General features: G+C 76.9%; 16 protein-coding genes. 5 read left to right on the top strand and 11 right to left on the bottom strand.

Features of this window, described 5'->3' with window-relative positions; genetic code table 11:
• Window positions 1–2: 2 nt before the first annotated feature.
• The 6 genes from HOP40_RS10740 to thiD all read right to left on the bottom strand — a co-directional run bounded on the left by HOP40_RS10740 (window position 3) and on the right by thiD (window position 6,956).
• Complete coding sequence (locus HOP40_RS10740; protein ID WP_172157240.1) at window positions 3–992, bottom strand: serine/threonine-protein kinase; 990 nt, start codon at window positions 990–992, stop codon at window positions 3–5.
• A 61-nt stretch (window positions 993–1,053) separates the two neighbouring features.
• Window positions 1,054–2,328, bottom strand: a complete 1,275-nt coding sequence (locus HOP40_RS10735) for a serine/threonine-protein kinase (protein ID WP_240157621.1) — start codon at window positions 2,326–2,328, stop codon at window positions 1,054–1,056.
• A 73-nt stretch (window positions 2,329–2,401) separates the two neighbouring features.
• On the bottom strand, window positions 2,402–3,217 hold the full coding sequence (locus tag HOP40_RS10730) for an FAD binding domain-containing protein (RefSeq protein WP_172157238.1): 816 nt from the start codon (window positions 3,215–3,217) through the stop codon (window positions 2,402–2,404).
• Entirely contained in the window at window positions 3,214–3,765 is a 552-nt protein-coding gene (locus HOP40_RS10725; RefSeq protein ID WP_240157620.1) for a (2Fe-2S)-binding protein, read from the bottom strand. Before HOP40_RS10725 ends, HOP40_RS10730 begins: the two co-directional genes overlap by 4 nt.
• Window positions 3,762–6,059 carry a xanthine dehydrogenase family protein molybdopterin-binding subunit gene (locus tag HOP40_RS10720; RefSeq protein WP_172157236.1) on the bottom strand — a complete coding sequence of 766 codons (2,298 nt, stop codon included), beginning with the start codon at window positions 6,057–6,059 and terminating at the stop codon, window positions 3,762–3,764. Before HOP40_RS10720 ends, HOP40_RS10725 begins: the two co-directional genes overlap by 4 nt.
• A gap of 51 nt (window positions 6,060–6,110) precedes the next feature.
• Window positions 6,111–6,956 carry a bifunctional hydroxymethylpyrimidine kinase/phosphomethylpyrimidine kinase gene (gene thiD / locus HOP40_RS10715; RefSeq protein ID WP_172157234.1) on the bottom strand — a complete coding sequence of 282 codons (846 nt, stop codon included), beginning with the start codon at window positions 6,954–6,956 and terminating at the stop codon, window positions 6,111–6,113.
• Between the two features lie 36 nt (window positions 6,957–6,992).
• On the opposite strand from thiD, the gene HOP40_RS10710 reads away from it, so the two are divergent.
• Entirely contained in the window at window positions 6,993–7,430 is a 438-nt protein-coding gene (locus HOP40_RS10710) for a nitroreductase family deazaflavin-dependent oxidoreductase (RefSeq protein ID WP_172157232.1), read from the top strand.
• A 19-nt stretch (window positions 7,431–7,449) separates the two neighbouring features.
• Here HOP40_RS10710 and HOP40_RS10705 read toward each other — a convergent pair whose 3' ends face one another.
• Both HOP40_RS10705 and HOP40_RS10700 read right to left on the bottom strand, forming a co-directional pair.
• The gene (locus HOP40_RS10705; protein ID WP_172157230.1) at window positions 7,450–9,369 is read right to left on the bottom strand and encodes an FtsX-like permease family protein; all 1,920 of its coding nucleotides are present in this window, start codon (window positions 9,367–9,369) and stop codon (window positions 7,450–7,452) included.
• Complete coding sequence (locus HOP40_RS10700; RefSeq protein ID WP_172157228.1) at window positions 9,366–10,109, bottom strand: ABC transporter ATP-binding protein; 744 nt, start codon at window positions 10,107–10,109, stop codon at window positions 9,366–9,368. The genes HOP40_RS10705 and HOP40_RS10700 overlap by 4 nt, the downstream gene beginning before the upstream one ends.
• Window positions 10,110–10,334: 225 nt before the next feature.
• Between HOP40_RS10700 and HOP40_RS10695 the strand changes: the two genes are divergently transcribed.
• Window positions 10,335–11,486, top strand: coding sequence for a sensor histidine kinase (locus tag HOP40_RS10695; protein WP_172157226.1), 1,152 nt, complete (start codon window positions 10,335–10,337; stop codon window positions 11,484–11,486).
• Complete coding sequence (locus HOP40_RS10690; RefSeq protein ID WP_172157224.1) at window positions 11,483–12,121, top strand: response regulator; 639 nt, start codon at window positions 11,483–11,485, stop codon at window positions 12,119–12,121. The genes HOP40_RS10695 and HOP40_RS10690 overlap by 4 nt, the downstream gene beginning before the upstream one ends.
• Window positions 12,122–12,164: 43 nt before the next feature.
• Here HOP40_RS10690 and HOP40_RS10685 read toward each other — a convergent pair whose 3' ends face one another.
• The gene (locus tag HOP40_RS10685) at window positions 12,165–13,079 is read right to left on the bottom strand and encodes a S1C family serine protease (RefSeq protein WP_172157222.1); all 915 of its coding nucleotides are present in this window, start codon (window positions 13,077–13,079) and stop codon (window positions 12,165–12,167) included.
• 50 nt (window positions 13,080–13,129) lie between these two features.
• Window positions 13,130–13,702: a peptide deformylase gene (locus HOP40_RS10680; protein WP_172157220.1), complete on the bottom strand. Its 573-nt coding sequence runs from the start codon at window positions 13,700–13,702 to the stop codon at window positions 13,130–13,132.
• Window positions 13,703–13,842: 140 nt separating this feature from the next.
• Here HOP40_RS10680 and HOP40_RS10675 point away from each other — a divergent pair, with 140 nt between their 5' ends.
• Window positions 13,843–14,148 carry a DUF3263 domain-containing protein gene (locus HOP40_RS10675; RefSeq protein WP_172157218.1) on the top strand — a complete coding sequence of 102 codons (306 nt, stop codon included), beginning with the start codon at window positions 13,843–13,845 and terminating at the stop codon, window positions 14,146–14,148.
• Window positions 14,149–14,195: 47 nt separating this feature from the next.
• Window positions 14,196–15,038: a LytR C-terminal domain-containing protein gene (locus HOP40_RS36380; protein WP_172157216.1), complete on the top strand. Its 843-nt coding sequence runs from the start codon at window positions 14,196–14,198 to the stop codon at window positions 15,036–15,038.
• A 17-nt stretch (window positions 15,039–15,055) separates the two neighbouring features.
• Here the strand turns inward: HOP40_RS36380 and HOP40_RS10665 are convergent, their stop codons facing one another.
• Window positions 15,056–17,272, bottom strand: coding sequence for an AAA family ATPase (locus HOP40_RS10665; protein ID WP_172157214.1), 2,217 nt, complete (start codon window positions 17,270–17,272; stop codon window positions 15,056–15,058).
• Window positions 17,273–17,282: the final 10 nt, after the last annotated feature.

Genomic DNA, 17,282 nt, shown 5'->3' with positions numbered 1-17,282 from the left:
CCTCAGGGCGCCGCGGGCGCCGCGGGGGTGGCGGCGGTCGCCGGGACCGGCGCCGGGGACAGCAGCGCGACGGAGCCGAACCCCGCGGCCACCAGCAGCGCCGCGGCGGCCGCGACGGGCAGCGCGGCGCGGCGGCCCGGCCGGCCGGTCGCGGCCGAGCGGCGGTGCCGCGCACCCCGCCGGTGGCGCGACGGCGGGGCGAGGGCCGCGGCCACCTCGGCCGCGGTGGGCCGGGCCGCCGGGTCGTCCTCGGTCATCGCGGCGAGCACGGCGCCGAGCCCGTCGGGCAGGTCGGCCGGCACGGTCGGGCGCCGGTGCAGGCGCGCGGTGGCCGACTCCACGGCCCGCCCCGGGTACTCCCGGCGCCCGGTGAGGGCCTCGAGCAGGACCAGGCCCAGCGCGTAGACGTCGGCGGGCGGGCCGACGTCCTGCCCGCGGGCCTGCTCGGGAGCCAGGAACGCGGCGGTGCCGACGATCATCCCGGCCTCGGTGACGGCCGCGCCGTCGAGCGCCTTCGCGATGCCGAAGTCGGCGAGGTGCGCGCGGCTGCCGTCGCCGAGCAGGACGTTGGCCGGCTTCACGTCGCGGTGCACGATCCCGCCCGCGTGCACGTGCGCCAGGGCGTCGGCGAGCTGCGCGCCCAGGCGCCGGACGCGGTCGGCGGGGAGCGGACCGGATCCGATGCGCTGGGCCAGCGTCGGGCCCTCCACCAGGTCGGTGACGACGAACGGGCGCCCGGACACGGTGCCGCCGTCGCGCAGGCCGACGAGTCCGGGGTGGTCGAGCCGCGACAGCGCGTCCATCTCGCGGCGCTGCTGGCGGCGGTCGTCGGCGGTGGCGCCGGGGTGGAACAGCTTGACGGCGACCCGCACCCCGTCGCGGAGGTCCCGGCCGCGGCGCACCACGGCCGACGACCCGACCCCGATCACCGGGCCGAGCCGGTAGCGGCCCGCGACGACCTGACCCTCGGGATCCTCGCCGCCGGTGCTCACGCCGTCCACGTTCCCCCGTTCGCGGCGTTCCATGCGTGATCGACACGCACCCGCGCCACTCTCAGTTGCGACCCGGCGCGTCGTCGCGGCCGAGTCCCCGGCCGGGCGACCCGTCGTCGCCGCTGCTGTCGTCGCCGTCGCCGTCGTCCCGGCCGCTGCCGCCGCCGTCCCCGCTGCCGCCGCGGTCCTCGCCGTCACCGCTGTCGCCGGCGCCGTCGTCGTCGTCCTCGCCGGACCCCCCGGTGCCGCCCTCCCGGACGGCCGCGGGCGCGGCGCCCCCGGTCCCGGGGGCCGTCGTGCCGGAGGCCGTCGTCGAGGGCGCGACGACCGGTTCGGGCACCGCGCCCCCCGCCGCGCCGCCGACCGGCGCGCGGAGGTCCGGTGCGGCGACCACGGGTGCGACCGGGGGCGGAGTGGCGGGGGTCGCCCCGGTCAGCAGCACCGCCACCAGCGTCGCGGCCGCGACGCCGAGCGCCCCGGCCACGACCGCCCACGGGCGCCGCACGGGCACCACCGGGGCCGTCTCGGCGGCGGGGTCGGGGCCGAGCAGCGCCGCGACCGCGGCGGCGGTCGGGCGGCGGGCGGGGTCGGTGGCCGTCATCGACCGGAGCGCGCGGCCGAGCGCGCGGGGCAGGTCGCGCGGCACGACCGGCGGGCGGTGCAGGCGGGCGGTGGCCGACTCGATCGACCCGCCCGGGTACTCGCGGCGGCCGGTGAGCGCCTCCAGCAGGACCAGGCCCAGCGCGTAGACGTCGGCGGCGCCGGTGACCTCGTGCCCGCGCACCTGCTCGGGCGCCAGGTAGGCGGCGGTGCCGAGCACGGCGCCGGACTGCGTCACGGAGGTGGCGTCGAGCGCGCGCGAGATGCCGAAGTCGGTGAGGCGCGGCGTGCCGTCGGGGTCGAGGAGCACGTTGGCCGGCTTCACGTCGCGGTGCACGATCCCGGCGGCGTGCACGGCGGCCAGTGCCGCGGCCACCCGCGCGCCGAGCGCGACGACGGCGTCGAGGTCCAGCGCACCGTCGAGGGCGATCCGCTCGGCGAGCGACGGACCGTCGACGAGGTCGAGCACGAGGTAGGGCACACCGTCGTCGACGCCGCCGTCGTGCAGCGCGACGAGCCCGGGGTGCCGGACGCGGGTCAGCGCGTCCATCTCACGGCGGTGCCGCCGCGGGTCGTGCACCTCGCCACCGACGTGCAGCACCTTCAGCGCGACGACGGCGCGGCGGTCGCGGTCCCAGGCGCGGTGGACGACCGCCGACCCCCCGGTCCCGACGACGGGACCGAGCTCGTAGCGGTCGGCGATCACGTCCGGGGAGGACGACAGCAGGCCGGTCACCCGACGATGGTGTCGGACCGGAGGCCGGTCCGCACGATCGGGCGACCGGCCCGCGTCGTCACGCGCTCCGGTGTCAGGCGCCGGCCGCGGTCGTGAGAGCCCGCTTGGTGAGCACCCGCGCCAGGTGGCGGCGGTACTCCGCCGTGGCGGTGAGGTCGGCCGTGGGCTCGGTGCCCTCGGCCGCCAGCGCGGCGGCGTCGGCGATCGAGGCGCCCTCGGCCAGCGCGGCCTCGGTGGCCGAGGCCCGCAGCGGCGTCGGGCCCATGTTGACCAGACCGACCCGGCCGTCGACCACGGCGACCGCGACGATCGCCCAGTCGTTGGCCCGGCGCGTGAACTTCTCGTACGCCCAGCCCGCCGCGCCCGTGCGGGGCACGCGCACCTCGGTGATGAGCTCGTCGGGCTCCTTCACCGAGGAGAACACCCCGGTGTAGAAGCCGGTCATCGGCACCGAGCGCTCGCCGCGCGGCCCGCGCAGCACGACCGTGCCGCCCAGGGCCAGCACCGCGGCCGGCAGGTCCGACGCCGGGTCGGCGTGGGCCAGCGAGCCGCCCAGCGTGCCGCGGTGGCGGATCTGGGGGTCGCCGACCGTGCGGGCGACGGCGGCCAGCAGCGGGCACTCGGCCTGCACGACCTCCGACGACTCCACGGTGCGGTGCTTGGTGCCCGCGCCGATGGCGAGCTCGTCGCCCTCGACCCGGACGTAGTTGAGCTCCGCGAGCCGGCCGATGTCGATGACGAGCTCGGGCGCGGCGAGGCGCAGCTTCATGACGGGCAGGATCGAGTGCCCGCCCGCCAGGACGGTGGCGTCCTCGCCGTGCTCGGCGAGCAGGGCCAGGGCACCGTCGAGGGTGTCCGGGCGCTCGTAGGCGAAACCGACGGGGATCATGCGCCACTCCCGGTGGAGAAGCCGGGCGCCGCCTCGACACCACCGGAGGGCGCCTCCTCGGCGTGCCCCCCACCGGTGACGGCGTCGGGGTCCTGGCCGCTCGCGGCCAGCACCGCCCGGACGATGTTGTGGTAGCCGGTGCAGCGGCAGAGGTTGCCCTCCAGGCCCTCGCGGACCTCCCGCTCGCTCGGTGTGGGGTTCTCGGCCAGCAGGCTGACCGTGGCCATCACCATGCCGGGGGTGCAGAAGCCGCACTGCAGGCCGTGCTCCTCGCGGAACGCGGCGGCCACGGGGTGCAGCGACTCCGGGTCGGGCGAGAGCCCCTCCATCGTCTGGACGGACGCCTCGTCGGCCTGCACCGCGAGCATGGTGCAGGACTTCACCGACTCCCCGTCGACGAGGACGGTGCACGCCCCGCAGGACGTGGTGTCGCACCCGACGTTGGTGGCCTTGAGGCCGAGGGTGTCGCGCAGGTAGTGGGCGAGCAGCAGGCGCGGCTCGACGTCGGCGCTCGTGTCGGCGCCGTTCACGGTCATCTGGACCTTCACTTCGTGCCCTCCCCGGCAGTGTCCGTGCGCGACTCGCCGGGGCTCGCCGCGGCGGCGTTGATGGCTTCCCAGACCCGCAGGGGGCTGGTCGGCATGTCGATGTGGCGGACGCCCAGGTGCGAGACGGCGTCGACCACCGCGCTCTGCACGGCGGGCGTGGCGCCGATGGTGCCCGCCTCGCCGATCCCCTTGACGCCCAGCGGGTTGACGTGGGTCGGCGTGGCCATCTCCAGCAGCGTGAAGCTGGGGAGCTCGGCCGCCGACGGGAACGCGTAGTCGGCGAACGTCGCCGTCAGCGGGTTGCCGTCGGCGTCGTAGACGACCTCCTCGAGCAGGGCCTGCGAGATGCCCTGCGCGATGCCGCCGTGGCGCTGGCCCTCGCACAGCAGCGGGTTGAGGACGGGGCCGGCGTCGTCGACGGTGATGATCCGGTCGACCACCGCCTTGCCGGACTCGACGTCGACCTCGACGACGGCGACGTGCGCGCCGAACGGGAACGTGGGCGCCCCGCTGTCGAAGTTCGAGTCGACCTGCAGGCGCTCCTTCTCCGCCAGCGCCGCGAGCGTGACGCCCTTGTCGGTGCCGCGGACGTTCACCGAGCCGTCGGCGACCTCGAGGTCGTCGACGTTCGCCTCGAGCAGGTCGGCCGCGCGCTGCTTGGCCAGCTCCACGAGCTCGCCCGCGGCCTGGTAAACCGCGATGCCGCCGGTCTGCAGGCTGCGGGAGCCCATGGTGCCCGCGCCGCGCGGGATCAGGTCGGTGTCGCCGTGCTTGACGGTGATCCTGTCGATCCCGATGCCGAGGTGCTCGCTCGCGAGCATCGCCCACGCCGTGGCGTGGCCCTGGCCGTGCGGGGAGGTGCCGGTGAGGACGGTCACGGAGCCGTCGGCGTGGACCTCGACGCTGGCGTCCTCGCTGAAGGCGCCGCCGCCGGTGATCTCGACGAACACCGAGACGCCGATGCCGAGCTGCACGACCTCGCCGTTGTCGCGGCGGCGCTTCTGCTCGGCGCGCAGGTCGGCGTAGCCGGAGGCCTCGAGGACCGCGTCGAGCGCCTTCTCGTACTCGCCGCTGTCGTAGGGCGCCCCGCCCTTGGTGACGAGCGGGAACTGCTCGGCCTTGAGCAGGTTGCGCCGCCGCACCTCGGCCGGGTCCATGCCGATCTCGGCGGCGAACATGTCCATCGCCCGCTCGATCGCCGCGGTGGCCTCGGGCCGCCCGGCGCCGCGGTAGGCCGCGGTCGAGGTGGTGGTGGTGACGAGCACCCGGGCCCGCGACTCGACCTTCTCGATGTCGTAGACGCCCGGCGCCATCATCCGCGTGAACATCGGCAGCACCGCGCCCAGGCGCGGGTAGGCGCCGGCGTCGGCGAGCACGTCGAGGCGGTAGGCGGTGACCCGGCCGTCGCGCGAGCCGCCGATGGTGACGGTCTGCAGCTGCGCGCGGCCCTGCACCATCCCGGTCATGTTCTCGGAGCGGGTCTCGTTCCAGCGCACGGCGCGGCCGGTGTGCTTCGCGAGCCACGACACGAGCGCGAACTCGGGGTCGGCGCCGATCTTCGCGCCGAAGCCGCCGCCCACGTCGGGGGTGATCACGTGCACCTGGGCGGCGTCGACGCCGAGCCAGCCGGCGACCTCGTCGCGGGAGGCCTGCGCGTTCTGGGTCGAGCACCACAGCGTCAGGCGCCCGTCCTCGCCCCACACGGCGCTGGCGGCGCGCGTCTCCAGCGAGGCCGCGGCCAGGCGCTGGTTGACGATCTCGCGGGTGACGACGACCTCGCAGTCGTCGAACAGGTGCTCGTCGAACTCGTCCTTCAGCCCGAAGCCGTTGGAGGTGTTGGTGCCGACCTCCTCGAACAGCAGGACCTCGTCCGACGCCGAGGCCTTGAGGTCGACGACGGCCGGGAGCGGGTCGTAGTCGATCTCGACGAGGTCGGCGGCGTCCTGGCCCTGGTAGGCCTCCTCGGTGAGCACGGCGACGACCGGCTCCCCGACGAAGCGGACCTTGTCGGTCGGCAGCCAGGACCGGACCATGCCCTTGTTCGCGCCCGGGAACAGCAGCGCCGGGGCGAGGTCGATCTCCGCACCGGTCACCACGGCCACGACGCCGGGGGCCGAACGGGCCTCCTCGACGTCGATCGAGGTGATCCGGGCGTGTGCGAGGGGGGACCGCACGAGGGTCAGGTGCAGGGCACCGGTGAGCCTCTCGTCGGTCAGGTCGTCGGTGTACGTGGCACCCCGCGAGAGGAACAGGGGGTCCTCTCGTCGGACCACACGCGTGCCCATGATGCTCATTCCCGGGACACTAGCCGGACGTGGTGGCTCCCGCCCACGGCCGCCGGGGCGCTACTCCGCCCACCACGGCCGGACGGCCCACAGCGGCGACACCGGGCCGTGACCGGCGCCCAGGGGGTAGGAGTGGCGGACCGCCTCGACGATGTAGCGCTTGGCCAGCGCCACCGCCTCGGGCACCCCCAGCCCGCGCGCCAGCCCGCACGCCACCGCCGACGCCATGTTGTCGCCGCCGCCGTGGGTGTCGCCCGTGTCGAAGCGCGGTCCGGGCAGCTCGGTGAACGTGCTTCCGTCGTAGAGGAGGTCGACGCAGCGGTCGGCGTCCGACACGAGGTGGCCGCCCTTGACGAGGACGAACCGCGGCCCGAGCGCGTGCAGGACCTTCGCGGCCTCGTACTGCCCGGCGCGGTCGTGCACGTCGACGCCGACGAGCAGGCGGACCTCGTCGAGGTTCGGAGTGACGAGCGTCGCACGGGGGAAGAGCAGCGAGCGGAAGGCGTCGAGGGCGTCGTCGGCGAGGAGGGGGTCGCCGTGCATCGACGCCGCCACCGGGTCGACGACGAACGGCGTCGTCCCGCCGGCGCCGATGCCGACCCGGTCGCACGCCGCGGCGACGGCCTCGATCGTCGCCCGCCCGGCCAGCATCCCGGTCTTCGCCGCCCCCAGGCCGATGTCGAGGGCGACCGACTCGATCTGCGCGGCCACGGTCTCCGGCGGCAGCACGTGCACCCCGGTCACGCCGAGCGTGTTCTGGACGGTGACCGCGGTGACGGCCACGCACCCGTGGACGCCGCACGCCGCCATCGCACGGAGGTCGGCGGCGACGCCGGCCCCGCCTCCGGAGTCGGTGCCGGCGATCGTCAGCACGCGGGGCGGGGTGACGCCCGCGGTGGGCTCCATCGTGTCCTCCGTCGGGGGGCGGTGTTGAATCGGATCATGCCGCTTGAAGGAGAGTACGAGCTCAGCCCCGAGGGCTGGGTCCGCGACCAGACCGAGAAGATCCTCGAGACCGGGACGACGGAGAGCGTCGACATCAAGGGCCGTCCGGTGATCCTCCTGACGACCCGGGGCGCGAAGTCGGGCAAGCTCCGCAAGGTCCCCCTGATGCGCGTGGAGCACGACGGGCAGTACGCGATCGTCGCCTCGCTCGGCGGCGCCCCCAAGCACCCCGTCTGGTACTTCAACGTGCAGGCCGAGCCGCACGTCGAACTGCAGGACGGCACGGTGACCAAGGACTACGACGCCCGCGAGGTCACCGGCGAGGAGAAGGCCGTCTGGTGGGAGCGGGGCGTCGCGACCTACCCCGACTACGCCGACTACCAGGAGAAGACCGACCGGGAGATCCCGGTCTTCGTGCTGACCGAGCGCAGCTGAGGGACCGGGGCGGCGCGGATCAGTCCTCCCGCGCCGCCCCCGTCGTCACCGACCGCAGCAGCGGCCGGCTCGCCGCCGACGCGGCCACCACCAGCAGCACCCCCACCACGACCACGCCCCCGAGCAGCAGCAGCCCGCTCGGGGCGAGCGCGTCGACGGCCGCCGCGAACGGAGACGCGCACAGCAGCCCGGCGGCCAGCCCGATCCCGCCGAGCACGAGCAGCGGGCGCACGGTCGCCGCCCGGCGGGCCGCGTCGAGGACCCCGAGCGGCGTGCCCGCCAGGCGCAGCAGGCGCAGGGCGCGGCGCTGGTCGAGGATCCGGGCGGCCGCCGCGGTGCCGGTGGCCGTCGCCGCGAGCAGGAAGGTGCCGGCGAGCACCACGAGCGTGCCGCGACGCAGGTCGCCGACGAACACCGCCTCCGTCGCCGACGCCTCCCGCGCCGTCGCGACCGCCTCCCCCGGCACGAGCGGGGCCAGCGCGGTGCGGACGCGGTCGCGGTCGTCCGCGGGCGTGACGAGCACGTCGTCGCCGTCGGGCTCCACCGCCGCGACGAGCCCGGCGGCCGTGAGCCGGTCAGCGACGGCCGCTGCGGACGCCGACGGCACCCGCAGCGCGGTGTCATCGCCCCCGCCCTCGGACAGCGCGGAGGTCAGCGGGGCCAGGAAGCCGGCGACGAAGACCGCGAGGACCAGCCCCGCGAGGGGGCGGAACGCGGCCTTCGGGTCGTCGAGCAGTCGGCGGCCGGCCAGCAGCGCGGGCGCGGACCGGGCGGTGCGGACCATCCCGTTCCCGAGCAGCCGCACCACGAGCGGCCCGAGCAGCGCCACCGTCCCGAACATGATCAGCACGCCGACGCCGAACACGATGCCGGTGACGTTCGCGGGCCCGGCGTCGCGCAGGAGGTTGACGACCGCGAACGCGACGAGCCCGGCCGCCGCCCCGGCGAGCCGCAGCAGGCGCGCCCCGCCCGCCCGCTGGCGCCGCACCACCCCGAGCGGCCCGACGACGACCTGCCGCATCCCGCCGACGGCCGCACCGGTCGCCAGCAGCGCCACCCCGGCGACCACGAGGAGCAGCGTCGACGGGGACGGCAGCACGTCGCCGGTGAACCAGGCCCCGCCGCCGAGCTCGATCCGCGCGACCGCGGGCGACGCTGCGGCGTAGAGGACGACCCCGAGCACGGCGGCGACCGTCGCGACGGCCGTGACCTCGGTGACGGCCGCGACCGTCACCTGCCGCGTCGACGCCCCGAGCAGCCGCAGCAGCGCGAGCCGCTCGGTGCGCCGGGCCGCGGTGAGCCGGGCCGAGGCGCCGAGCAGGCTCGCCACGGGGAACACCAGCAGTGCGGCCGCGACGTAGGTGAGCTGGCGGTGCACCTCGATCGTGCCGAAGCCGGCGGTCGGGGCGAACCCCGGCAGCGCGTCGGCGTCGGCCAGGGCGGGGTCGTCCGCCGCCGCGCCGACGACCGCGACCAGCTCGTCGGGGCCCGCGAGCCCGGCGTCGGTGACGAGCCCGGTGGGCGCGGCGGGGAAGCGGTCGGCCAGCGCGTCGGGCGGGAGCTCGCGCAGCAGCGCGGCGAGCGCCGGGGACGTCCAGACCTCCCCGGGGCCGGGCACCCGCGGCAGGCCCGGCGGCGGCGGTGTCCCGGGAGCGGTGACGGCGAGGTCGACGACCTGCAGCGACCGGCCCGCCGCGTGCTCGGTCCGGCTCGCGGCCAGCGCCACCGGCTCGCCGGGCGGGCCGCCCCCGCGCTGACCCAGGTCGGCCCGCCACCCGGTGCGCTCCTCGCGGGCGTCCCAGCCGTGGATGCCGCCGAGCGCGAGGGAGAGCAGCACGGTGCCGACGGCCACCCCCGCCCCGACGAGCCCGGCGGCGAGCGCGGCCCGGCGACCGCCCAGGCGCAGCAGCCGCAGGGACAGGCGCGCGACGGCGATCACCGGGGGCCCGCCGGGCCTGCAGCAAGGCCACCTTCACGCCACGAACCGTCCACGAGGTGGCCTTCCTGCAACGGGGTCGGCGCCACCACGCGCCCGTCGCGCAGCACCACCGTCCGGTCGCACCGCCCCGCGACCTCCGCGTCGTGCGTCACCACCACCAGCGCGGCCCCGGTCCGGCGCACCAGGTCCCGCAGCAGGCCCATCGTCTGCTCGCCGGTGGCCGTGTCGAGCGCACCGGTGGGCTCGTCGGCGAACACCACCTCCGGCGACGTGACGAGCGCCCGCGCGATCGCGACCCGCTGCTCCTGCCCGCCCGAGAGCTGCCCGGGCCGGCGCTCCTGCAGGCCGTCGAGGCCGAGCGGGGCGAACCAGGCCGCCGCGCGCGCCACCGCCTCGGCGCGCCGCACCCCGCCCAGCAGCAGCGGCAGCGCCACGTTCTCGACGGCGGGCAGTTCGGGCAGCAGCTGCCCGAACTGGAAGACGAACCCGAGCCGCGCCCCCCGCAGCGCGGTGCGCCGCGACTCCGACCACCCGTCGATCCGGTCCGGGCCGAGCCACACCTCGCCCGCCGTCGGCGCCAGGACGCCGGCCAGGCAGTGCAGCAGCGTCGACTTCCCGGAGCCCGACGGCCCGGTCACGGCCACCGACTCGCCGCGGTGCACCACGACGTCGACCTCGTCGAGCACCGTCGTCGCGCCGAAGCGGTGGGTGAGGCGCGCCCCGCGCAGGACGACGCTCACCGCCGGTCCCCCATCCGCTCCAGCCACGGCAGGGCCGCCATGACCAGCAGCACCGCGAGGCCCGTCGCCCACGCCGCGGTGGCCAGCACCGCCGAGATCGCATCCATGCCGGTGACAGTGCGCCGCGACCGCCGCCGGCCACCTCCGTCACGCGGCCGAGACGTCCGCGACCTGCTCGTACTTCCGGCCGAGGGGCCGGGGTGCCGCCCGACCTAGGCTGCTCCCGTGATCCGCCTGCTGCGCCGGGTCCGGCGGCACCCCGGACTCACCGCCGAGGTCCTCGGCTACCTGTTCTGGCTGCTCGTCGACGCCGTGTACGTCGTGGTGGGCGGGTCCCGGGTGGCGCTGGCCGTCGGGGTCGTCGTCCCGCTGGTCGTGCTGCAGCGCCGCCGCGCGGGCGTCGACCTCGTGACGGCCGCGTCGGTCGCGCTCGGCGTCTCGATCTCCGTGACGGCGATCGTGCTCGTGCTGGGCCCGCCGGGTTCCACCGACATGTCGTTCGCCGAGCAGCTCGCGATGGCGGTCCTCGTGGTCGCCGTGCTGCGCAGCGCCCCGCTGCGGCCCGCGCTGGTGCTCACCGCGGTCGCCGCGGTCGCCGTCGTGGGGTCGGCGCTGCTCCGCACGACCGACGGGGCGAGCCCGGCCTTCGCCGTGCTCTCGGCGCTGGGCTGGGGCGGGGCGGTCGGGATCGGGCTGCTGCTGCGCGACGCCGAGACCCGCCGCCGGGCGTCGCTGGAGGAGGTGCGCTCGAGCGAGCGGATGGCGCTGGCGCGCGACCTGCACGACGTCGTGGCCCACCACGTCACCGGGATCATCGTGGCCGCGCAGGCCGCCTCGGTCGTCGCCCGCAGCTCGCCCGACGACGTCGACCGCGCCCTCGACGCGATCGAGCACGCCGGCACGGACGCGATGGCGGCGATGCGCGCGATGGTCGGCGTGCTGCGCGGCCAGGACGCCGGGGGCGCGCGGACGCCCGGGGCGGAGCTGGGCGGCGTGCCGTCGCTGGTGTCGCGGTTCGACCCGGGCGGCGGGGTCGTGCGGTTCCGCGGCGATCCCGGCATCGAGCACGCCGTGCTGCCGGCCGGGGTCGCCGCCACCGGCTACCGCGTGGTGCAGGAGGCTCTGACCAACGTCCGCCGGCACGCGCCGGGGGCCGCGGCCGTGGAGGTCGACGTGCGGCTGCGGGAGGAGGAGCTGCTCGTGTCGGTGCGCAACGACGGGGTGCCGCTCGGCGGGCCGGCGCCAGGGCCGCGGGGCTTCGGGCTGGTGGGGATGGCCGAGCGCGTCACGGCACTGGGCGGCGACCTCACCGCGGGCCCGACCGGTCCCGGCCTGTGGTCGGTCGCGGCGCGCATCCCGCTGGTGGCGGGCCGGTGATCCGCGTCCTGCTGGCCGACGACCAGGAGATGGTCCGCACCGGCTTCCGGCTGATCCTGTCCGCCGAGGACGGCGTCGAGGTCGTCGGCGAGGCCGGCAACGGGGTCGACGCCGTCGCGCGCGCCCGGGCCCTGCGCCCCGACGTCGTGCTGATGGACATCCGGATGCCCCAGCTCGACGGCCTGGAGGCCACCCGCCTGCTCACGGCCGACCCGGATCCGCCGCGGGTCGTCGTCGTCACGACGTTCGACCTCGACGAGTACGTCTACGGCGCGCTGCGCGCCGGCGCGTGCGGCTTCCTGCTCAAGGACGCCGGGCCGCGGCTGCTGGTGGAGGCCGTCCGGGCGGCCGCGGCGGGCGACGCGCTCGTCTCGCCGTCGGTGACGGTCCGGCTGCTGGAGCACTTCACGGCGCCGGCGCGGCCCGCCCCCGTCGACGACGGGACGCTCTCGCCGCGCGAGCTCGACGTCGTCCGCGCGGTGGCCCGGGGCCGCACCAACGCCGAGATCGCCGCGGAGCTGTTCGTGTCGCTGTCGACGGTCAAGACGCACCTGACGAACGTCCAGCACAAGCTCGACGCCCGGAACCGGACGGAGATCGCGGTGTGGGCGTGGGAGCACGGGTTGGTGCGCTGACGCGCCCGTGAGTGGATACGAGTGCCCCAGCACTCGTATCCACTCACGGGTGCATCTCGCTCGGCACCGCCACCACGTCGACCATCGCCCCGTTGCGCAGCACCGTGACCGGCAGCGGCACCCCGATCGCGTCGTCGAAGAGCTGGCGCTGGACGCCCTGCGCGTCCTGCACCGGGCGGCGCCCGACGTCGAGCACGAGGTCGCCCGCCCGCAGCCCGGCCCGCGCCGCCGGGCTGCCGCCGACCACCTCGGCCAGCCGCAGCCCGCTGCGCCGCCCGTAGCGCTCGGCCACGGCGGCCGGCACCGGCGCCGGCGTCCCGACGACGCCGAGGTAGGCGCGGCGCACCCGCCCGTCGGCGAGCAGGGCGGCGAGGATCCGGCGGCTGGTCGCGTTGACCGGCACCGCCAGCCCGAGCCCGACGCCCGCGACCGCGGTGTTGATGCCGACCACCCGGGCGCGCGAGTCGGCGAGCGCGCCGCCGGAGTTGCCCGGGTTGAGGGCGGCGTCGGTCTGGATGACGTCCTCGACGACGCGCCCGGCCGTGGCGCTGCGCGTGGGCAGGGCGCGGCCCAGCGCGCTGACGACGCCCGCCGTGACCGACCCGGCCAGCCCCAGCGGGTTGCCGACGGCCACCACGAGCTGCCCGACCACGAGGTCGTCGGCGTCACCCAGGACGACGGGCGGGGGCAGGTCGCCGGGCCGGGCGGCGCGCAGCACCGCGAGGTCGGACAGCGGGTCGGCGCCCACCACCACCACCTCGACCTCGGTGCCGTCCAGGAAGGCGGCGGTGCCCCGGCGCGCGTCGCCGACGACGTGCGCGTTGGTGACGAGCACGCCGTCACCGGGGACGACCACGGCGGAGCCGCTGCCACGGCCGATGCGCACGGCCGCGACCCGGCCGGTGATCTCGGCGGCCACGGAGCTGACCGTGCGGGAGTAGGAGTCGAGCTCGTCCACGTCTCACCTCGATGCTTACAGCGTTGCACCGAGCGTACGTCGGAAACCGGTCAGACGTCCTCGGCCTGCTGCGTCGCCGGGTCCCAGGACAGCCCGGGCCGGCCCCAGCCCGCGCGCCGCAGCGCCTTCTTCGCCGCGCGGGCGTTGCGCCCGACGAGGCGGTCGACGTAGATCACGCCGTCGAGGTGGTCGACCTCGTGCTGCAGGCACCGGGCCAGGAACCCGTGCCCCTCGACCTCCACCGGCGCCCCGTCGACGTCGACGCCGGTGACCTTCGCCCACTCCGCGCGGCCCGTCGGGAACTGCTCGGCGGGCACCGAGAGGCAGCCCTCCTCGTCCTCGTCGGGGTCGGGCATGCCCTCGGGGCGGGGCGAGGTCTCCAGCACCGGGTTCACCACGACGCCGCGCACGCGCGTCCGGGTGACCTCGTCCGGGCAGTCGTAGACGAACACCCGCCGGTCGACGCCGATCTGGTTGGCGGCCAGGCCCACGCCCTCGGCCGCCTCCATCGTCTCGAACATGTCCTCCACCAGCGCCTTCAGCGCGTCGTCGAACGTCTCGACGGGGCGCGTGGGGGTGTGCAGGACGGGATCACCGATGATGCGGATCGCGCGGACGGCCACGGTCGGGGAGCCTACGACGCCCGCGATCCTCACCCGTCGGGTGGCGCGTCCCTGCCCCGGTCCTGTCGGTCCCCCGTGGTTGAATGGCCGCCGTGAATGACACGCGTGTCATTCAGTTGAGCGAGGCCGCGAGGAGCGTGATGGAGTCCGCCACCGAAGCCAGTGGGGTGTCCGCCACGGGCAGCACCGCCCGTGCCCTGGACCGCCGGGAGCGCGAGATCCTCGCCTTCGAGGGTCAGTGGTGGAAGTACGCGGGCGCCAAGGAACAGGCGATCCGCGAACTCTTCGACATGTCCGCGACACGCTACTACCAGGTCCTCAACGCGCTCGTCGACAAGCCGGAGGCGCTCGCCGCCGACCCGCTGCTCGTCAAGCGCCTGCGACGACTCCGTGCGAGTCGTCAGCGCACCCGTGCGGCGCGTCGGCTGGGCATCGAGCCCTGGTAGGGACACCATGATCCTCCGACCGCACTGACGAACTTCCGGAGGACGCCGTGACCGCACCCGCCCCGTCCGGGGGCCCGTCGCCCCTGCGGATCGGCGGTCTCGCCCTGCTCGGGGTGGGGGCCGTCGCCGGCATCATCGGCCTGGCCACGCTCGCCACCGGCGGTGGCGACGGCAGCTCCAGCGCCGCGCCCTCCACCAGCGTCACCGCGTCCCCGGGCGACGGCTTCACCGAGACCGACGGCGTCACGCCCCCCGGCGGCGTCGTCCCCACCGACGGCGCCGCGCCCGGTGAGCCGGGTGCCACCCCCGGTCAGCCCGGGGCCACGCCCGGTCAGCCCGGGGGCGTGCCCGGACAGCCGGGCGACGCGAACGGCGACGGCACCGGCGACGGCGCGGGCGGAGTCCCGATCCCCTCCTTCGGCCCCACCCCCACCGGCGGCATCGCCGCACCCGGCGACGGCAGCGGCGGCACGGGCGGCACCGGCGGGACGGGGACCGGCGGCACCGGCGGCGGGTCGGGCACCGGCAGCGGCTCGGGCGGTGCCGCGGGCGGCGCGGCCGGCGGCGGCAGCGCGGTCGGCGGCGGTGGCGGCGGCGCCGAGAGCGTCCGCATGCCGCTGCGCGTCTACAACAACAGCACGATCCCCGGGCTCGCGGCCCGCGCCGCCGCCGACTTCGAGGCGGCCGGCTGGACCGTCACCGACACCGGCGGCTACAACGGCCTCATCCCCACCTCGACCGTGTACTACCGCGCCGGCACCGCCGAGCGCGACGCCGCCGAGTTCCTGGGCTCCGCGTTCGGCCTGCGGGTCGAGGAGCGCTTCGAGGGCATCCAGAGCTCGAGCCCGGGCGTCATCGTCATCCTGACGAAGGACTACCAGGGCGCCTGACCCCGGCCCTGACGCCGCTACCCCCGGCGCTGGGCGTACGCCGCGAGCTCGGCCAGCTGCACCGGGTCGAGCGACGCCGGCACCGCGGCCCGGGCCGCGGCGATGTGCGCGCCCGTCACCTCGGCCGCCTCGCGCGACTCCCGCATCGCCGCCAGCGCGGCCTCGCGGAGCACCGCGGCGCAGTCGGCCGCGGAGTAGCCGTCGAGCTCGGCGCCGAGCGCGTCGAGGTCGACGTCGTCGGCGAACGGCGTGTTGCGGCCCGCGGCGCGCAGGATGTCGGCGCGCGCGGCCCCGTCCGGCGGCGGCACGTAGACGAGCCGCTCGAGCCGCCCGGGGCGCAGCAGCGCGGGGTCGATGAGGTCGGGCCGGTTCGTCGCCCCGACCACGACGACGTCACGCAGCGGCTCGGCCCCGTCGAGCTCGGTGAGCAGCGCGGCGACGACCCGGTCGGCCACCCCGGAGTCGGTGGAGCCGCCGCGGCGGGGCGCGAGCGCGTCGACCTCGTCGAGGAAGACCAGGGCGGGCGCGGCGTCGGCGGCGCGCCGGAACAGCTCCCGCACGGCCCGCTCCGACTCCCCCACGTACTTGTCCAGCAGCTCCGCGCCCTTCACCGCGATCACGTTGAGCTGCCCGGTGCCCGCGAGCGCCCGCAGCAGGAACGTCTTGCCGCAGCCGGGCGGGCCGTAGACGAGCACGCCCCGCGGCGGCGCGACGCCGAGCCGGGCGAACGAGTCGGGGTACTGCAGCGGCCAGAGGACGGCCTCGGTCAGCGCCTGCTTCACCTCGACCATGTCGCCGACCTGGTCGAGGGTGATCCCGCCGGTCCGCAGCGTCGCCGACGACGACATCGACAGCGGCCGGACCGAGCCGACGGCGTCGAGCAGGTCGGGCTGCCCGATGTCCTCGGCCCCGCGCAGGGCGGCGCGGACGGCGGCCTCGCGGCGCAGCGCGACGAGGTCGGCCACCACGAACCCGGGGGTGCGCTCGGCCACCGCCTTGAGGTCGACGCCCTCGGCCAGCGGTACGGAGGCCAGCAGCCGGCGCAGCAGCTCGGTGCGCACCCGCAGGTCGGGCAGGGCCAGGCCGAGCTCGCGGTCGGCGAGCTCGGGCGCGCGCAGCCGGGGGTCCAGCGCCTCGGGGGCCGACGTCGTGGCCACCAGCACCAGCCCGGGCGTCGCGAGAGCCTCGCGCAGCGCGTCGAGGACGAGCGTCGACAGCGGCGGCGGGGTGGCCGCCGGGAGCAGGGCGTCGGCGTCGGTGACGAGCAGCAGCACGCGCCCGCCGGCGCGGGCCGCGGTGCGCGCCGTGGCCAGGGCGTCGTGGACGCGCTGCGAGGCGTCCGCGGCGGCGACGACGGCCGGCCCGGCGATCTCGACGCACCGCGCCCCCACCGCGGCGGCGACGCTGCGCACCAGCGTCGTCTTGCCCACGCCCTCGGGCCCGACGACGAGCACGCCCAGGCGCGCCGACCCGCCGAGCCGCGCCAGCAGCTCGGGCCGGTCCAGGCTCAGCTCCAGCCACTCCGCGAGCCGCCGCGCGGCCTCGGTGTTGCCGACCAGGTCCTCCACCGCGACGACGGGCTCCGGGGGCGCCGCGGGCGCGGGCCGCGCGACGGGCGCGCTCGCCGGGGCCGCGCTGGTGGTGGCGGCGACGGCGGGGCGCACCGGCTCCGCGTCGGCCGTGCTCGGCCCGTCCTGCCAGCCGACGACGCTGCTCGGACGCACCGCCACGGCCCCCACCGGCTCGACGGCGGCCACCGTGAGCAGCTCGGTGGTCCAGGCCCCGCCCAGCGCCCCGGCGACGCGCCTGCGGGCGACGGAGGGGTCGAGACCGGGAGCGGGTTCGAGGTCCTGCGGGAGCAGCGACACGGCGTCCCCCGGGGTGACGATCTTGCCGAGCAGCGCCAGCCGCAGCGTCTCCGGCGGCACCGACGCCCGCGCGAGCCGGGACCCGGTCAGCAGCACCCGCCGCGCCGGCTCCACCCCCGCGGCCGCGACCACCACACCCGCACCGTCGGCCAGGCCGGCGTTGGAGAGCGTCACGTCGTCGAGGGTGGCCTGCCCGGGCGGCCCGTCACCGGGGGCGGCCAGCGCGGTGGTCACGCGGGCGCCGGTGAGCGTCACCGCGTCCCAGGAGCGCAGGCCCAGGGCGTCGAGGACCTCCGGGTGCAGCCGGACGACCCCCCGGCGGGCATCGGCGGCAGACGCGGCGAGCCGGGCGACGAGCGTGATCACGGCGCCACGC

Source organism: Pseudonocardia broussonetiae (genome assembly GCF_013155125.1).
In the GTDB taxonomy this organism is placed as follows: Bacteria; Actinomycetota; Actinomycetes; order Mycobacteriales; family Pseudonocardiaceae; genus Pseudonocardia; species Pseudonocardia broussonetiae.
This window is presented reverse-complemented; position numbering and strand designations above follow the sequence as displayed.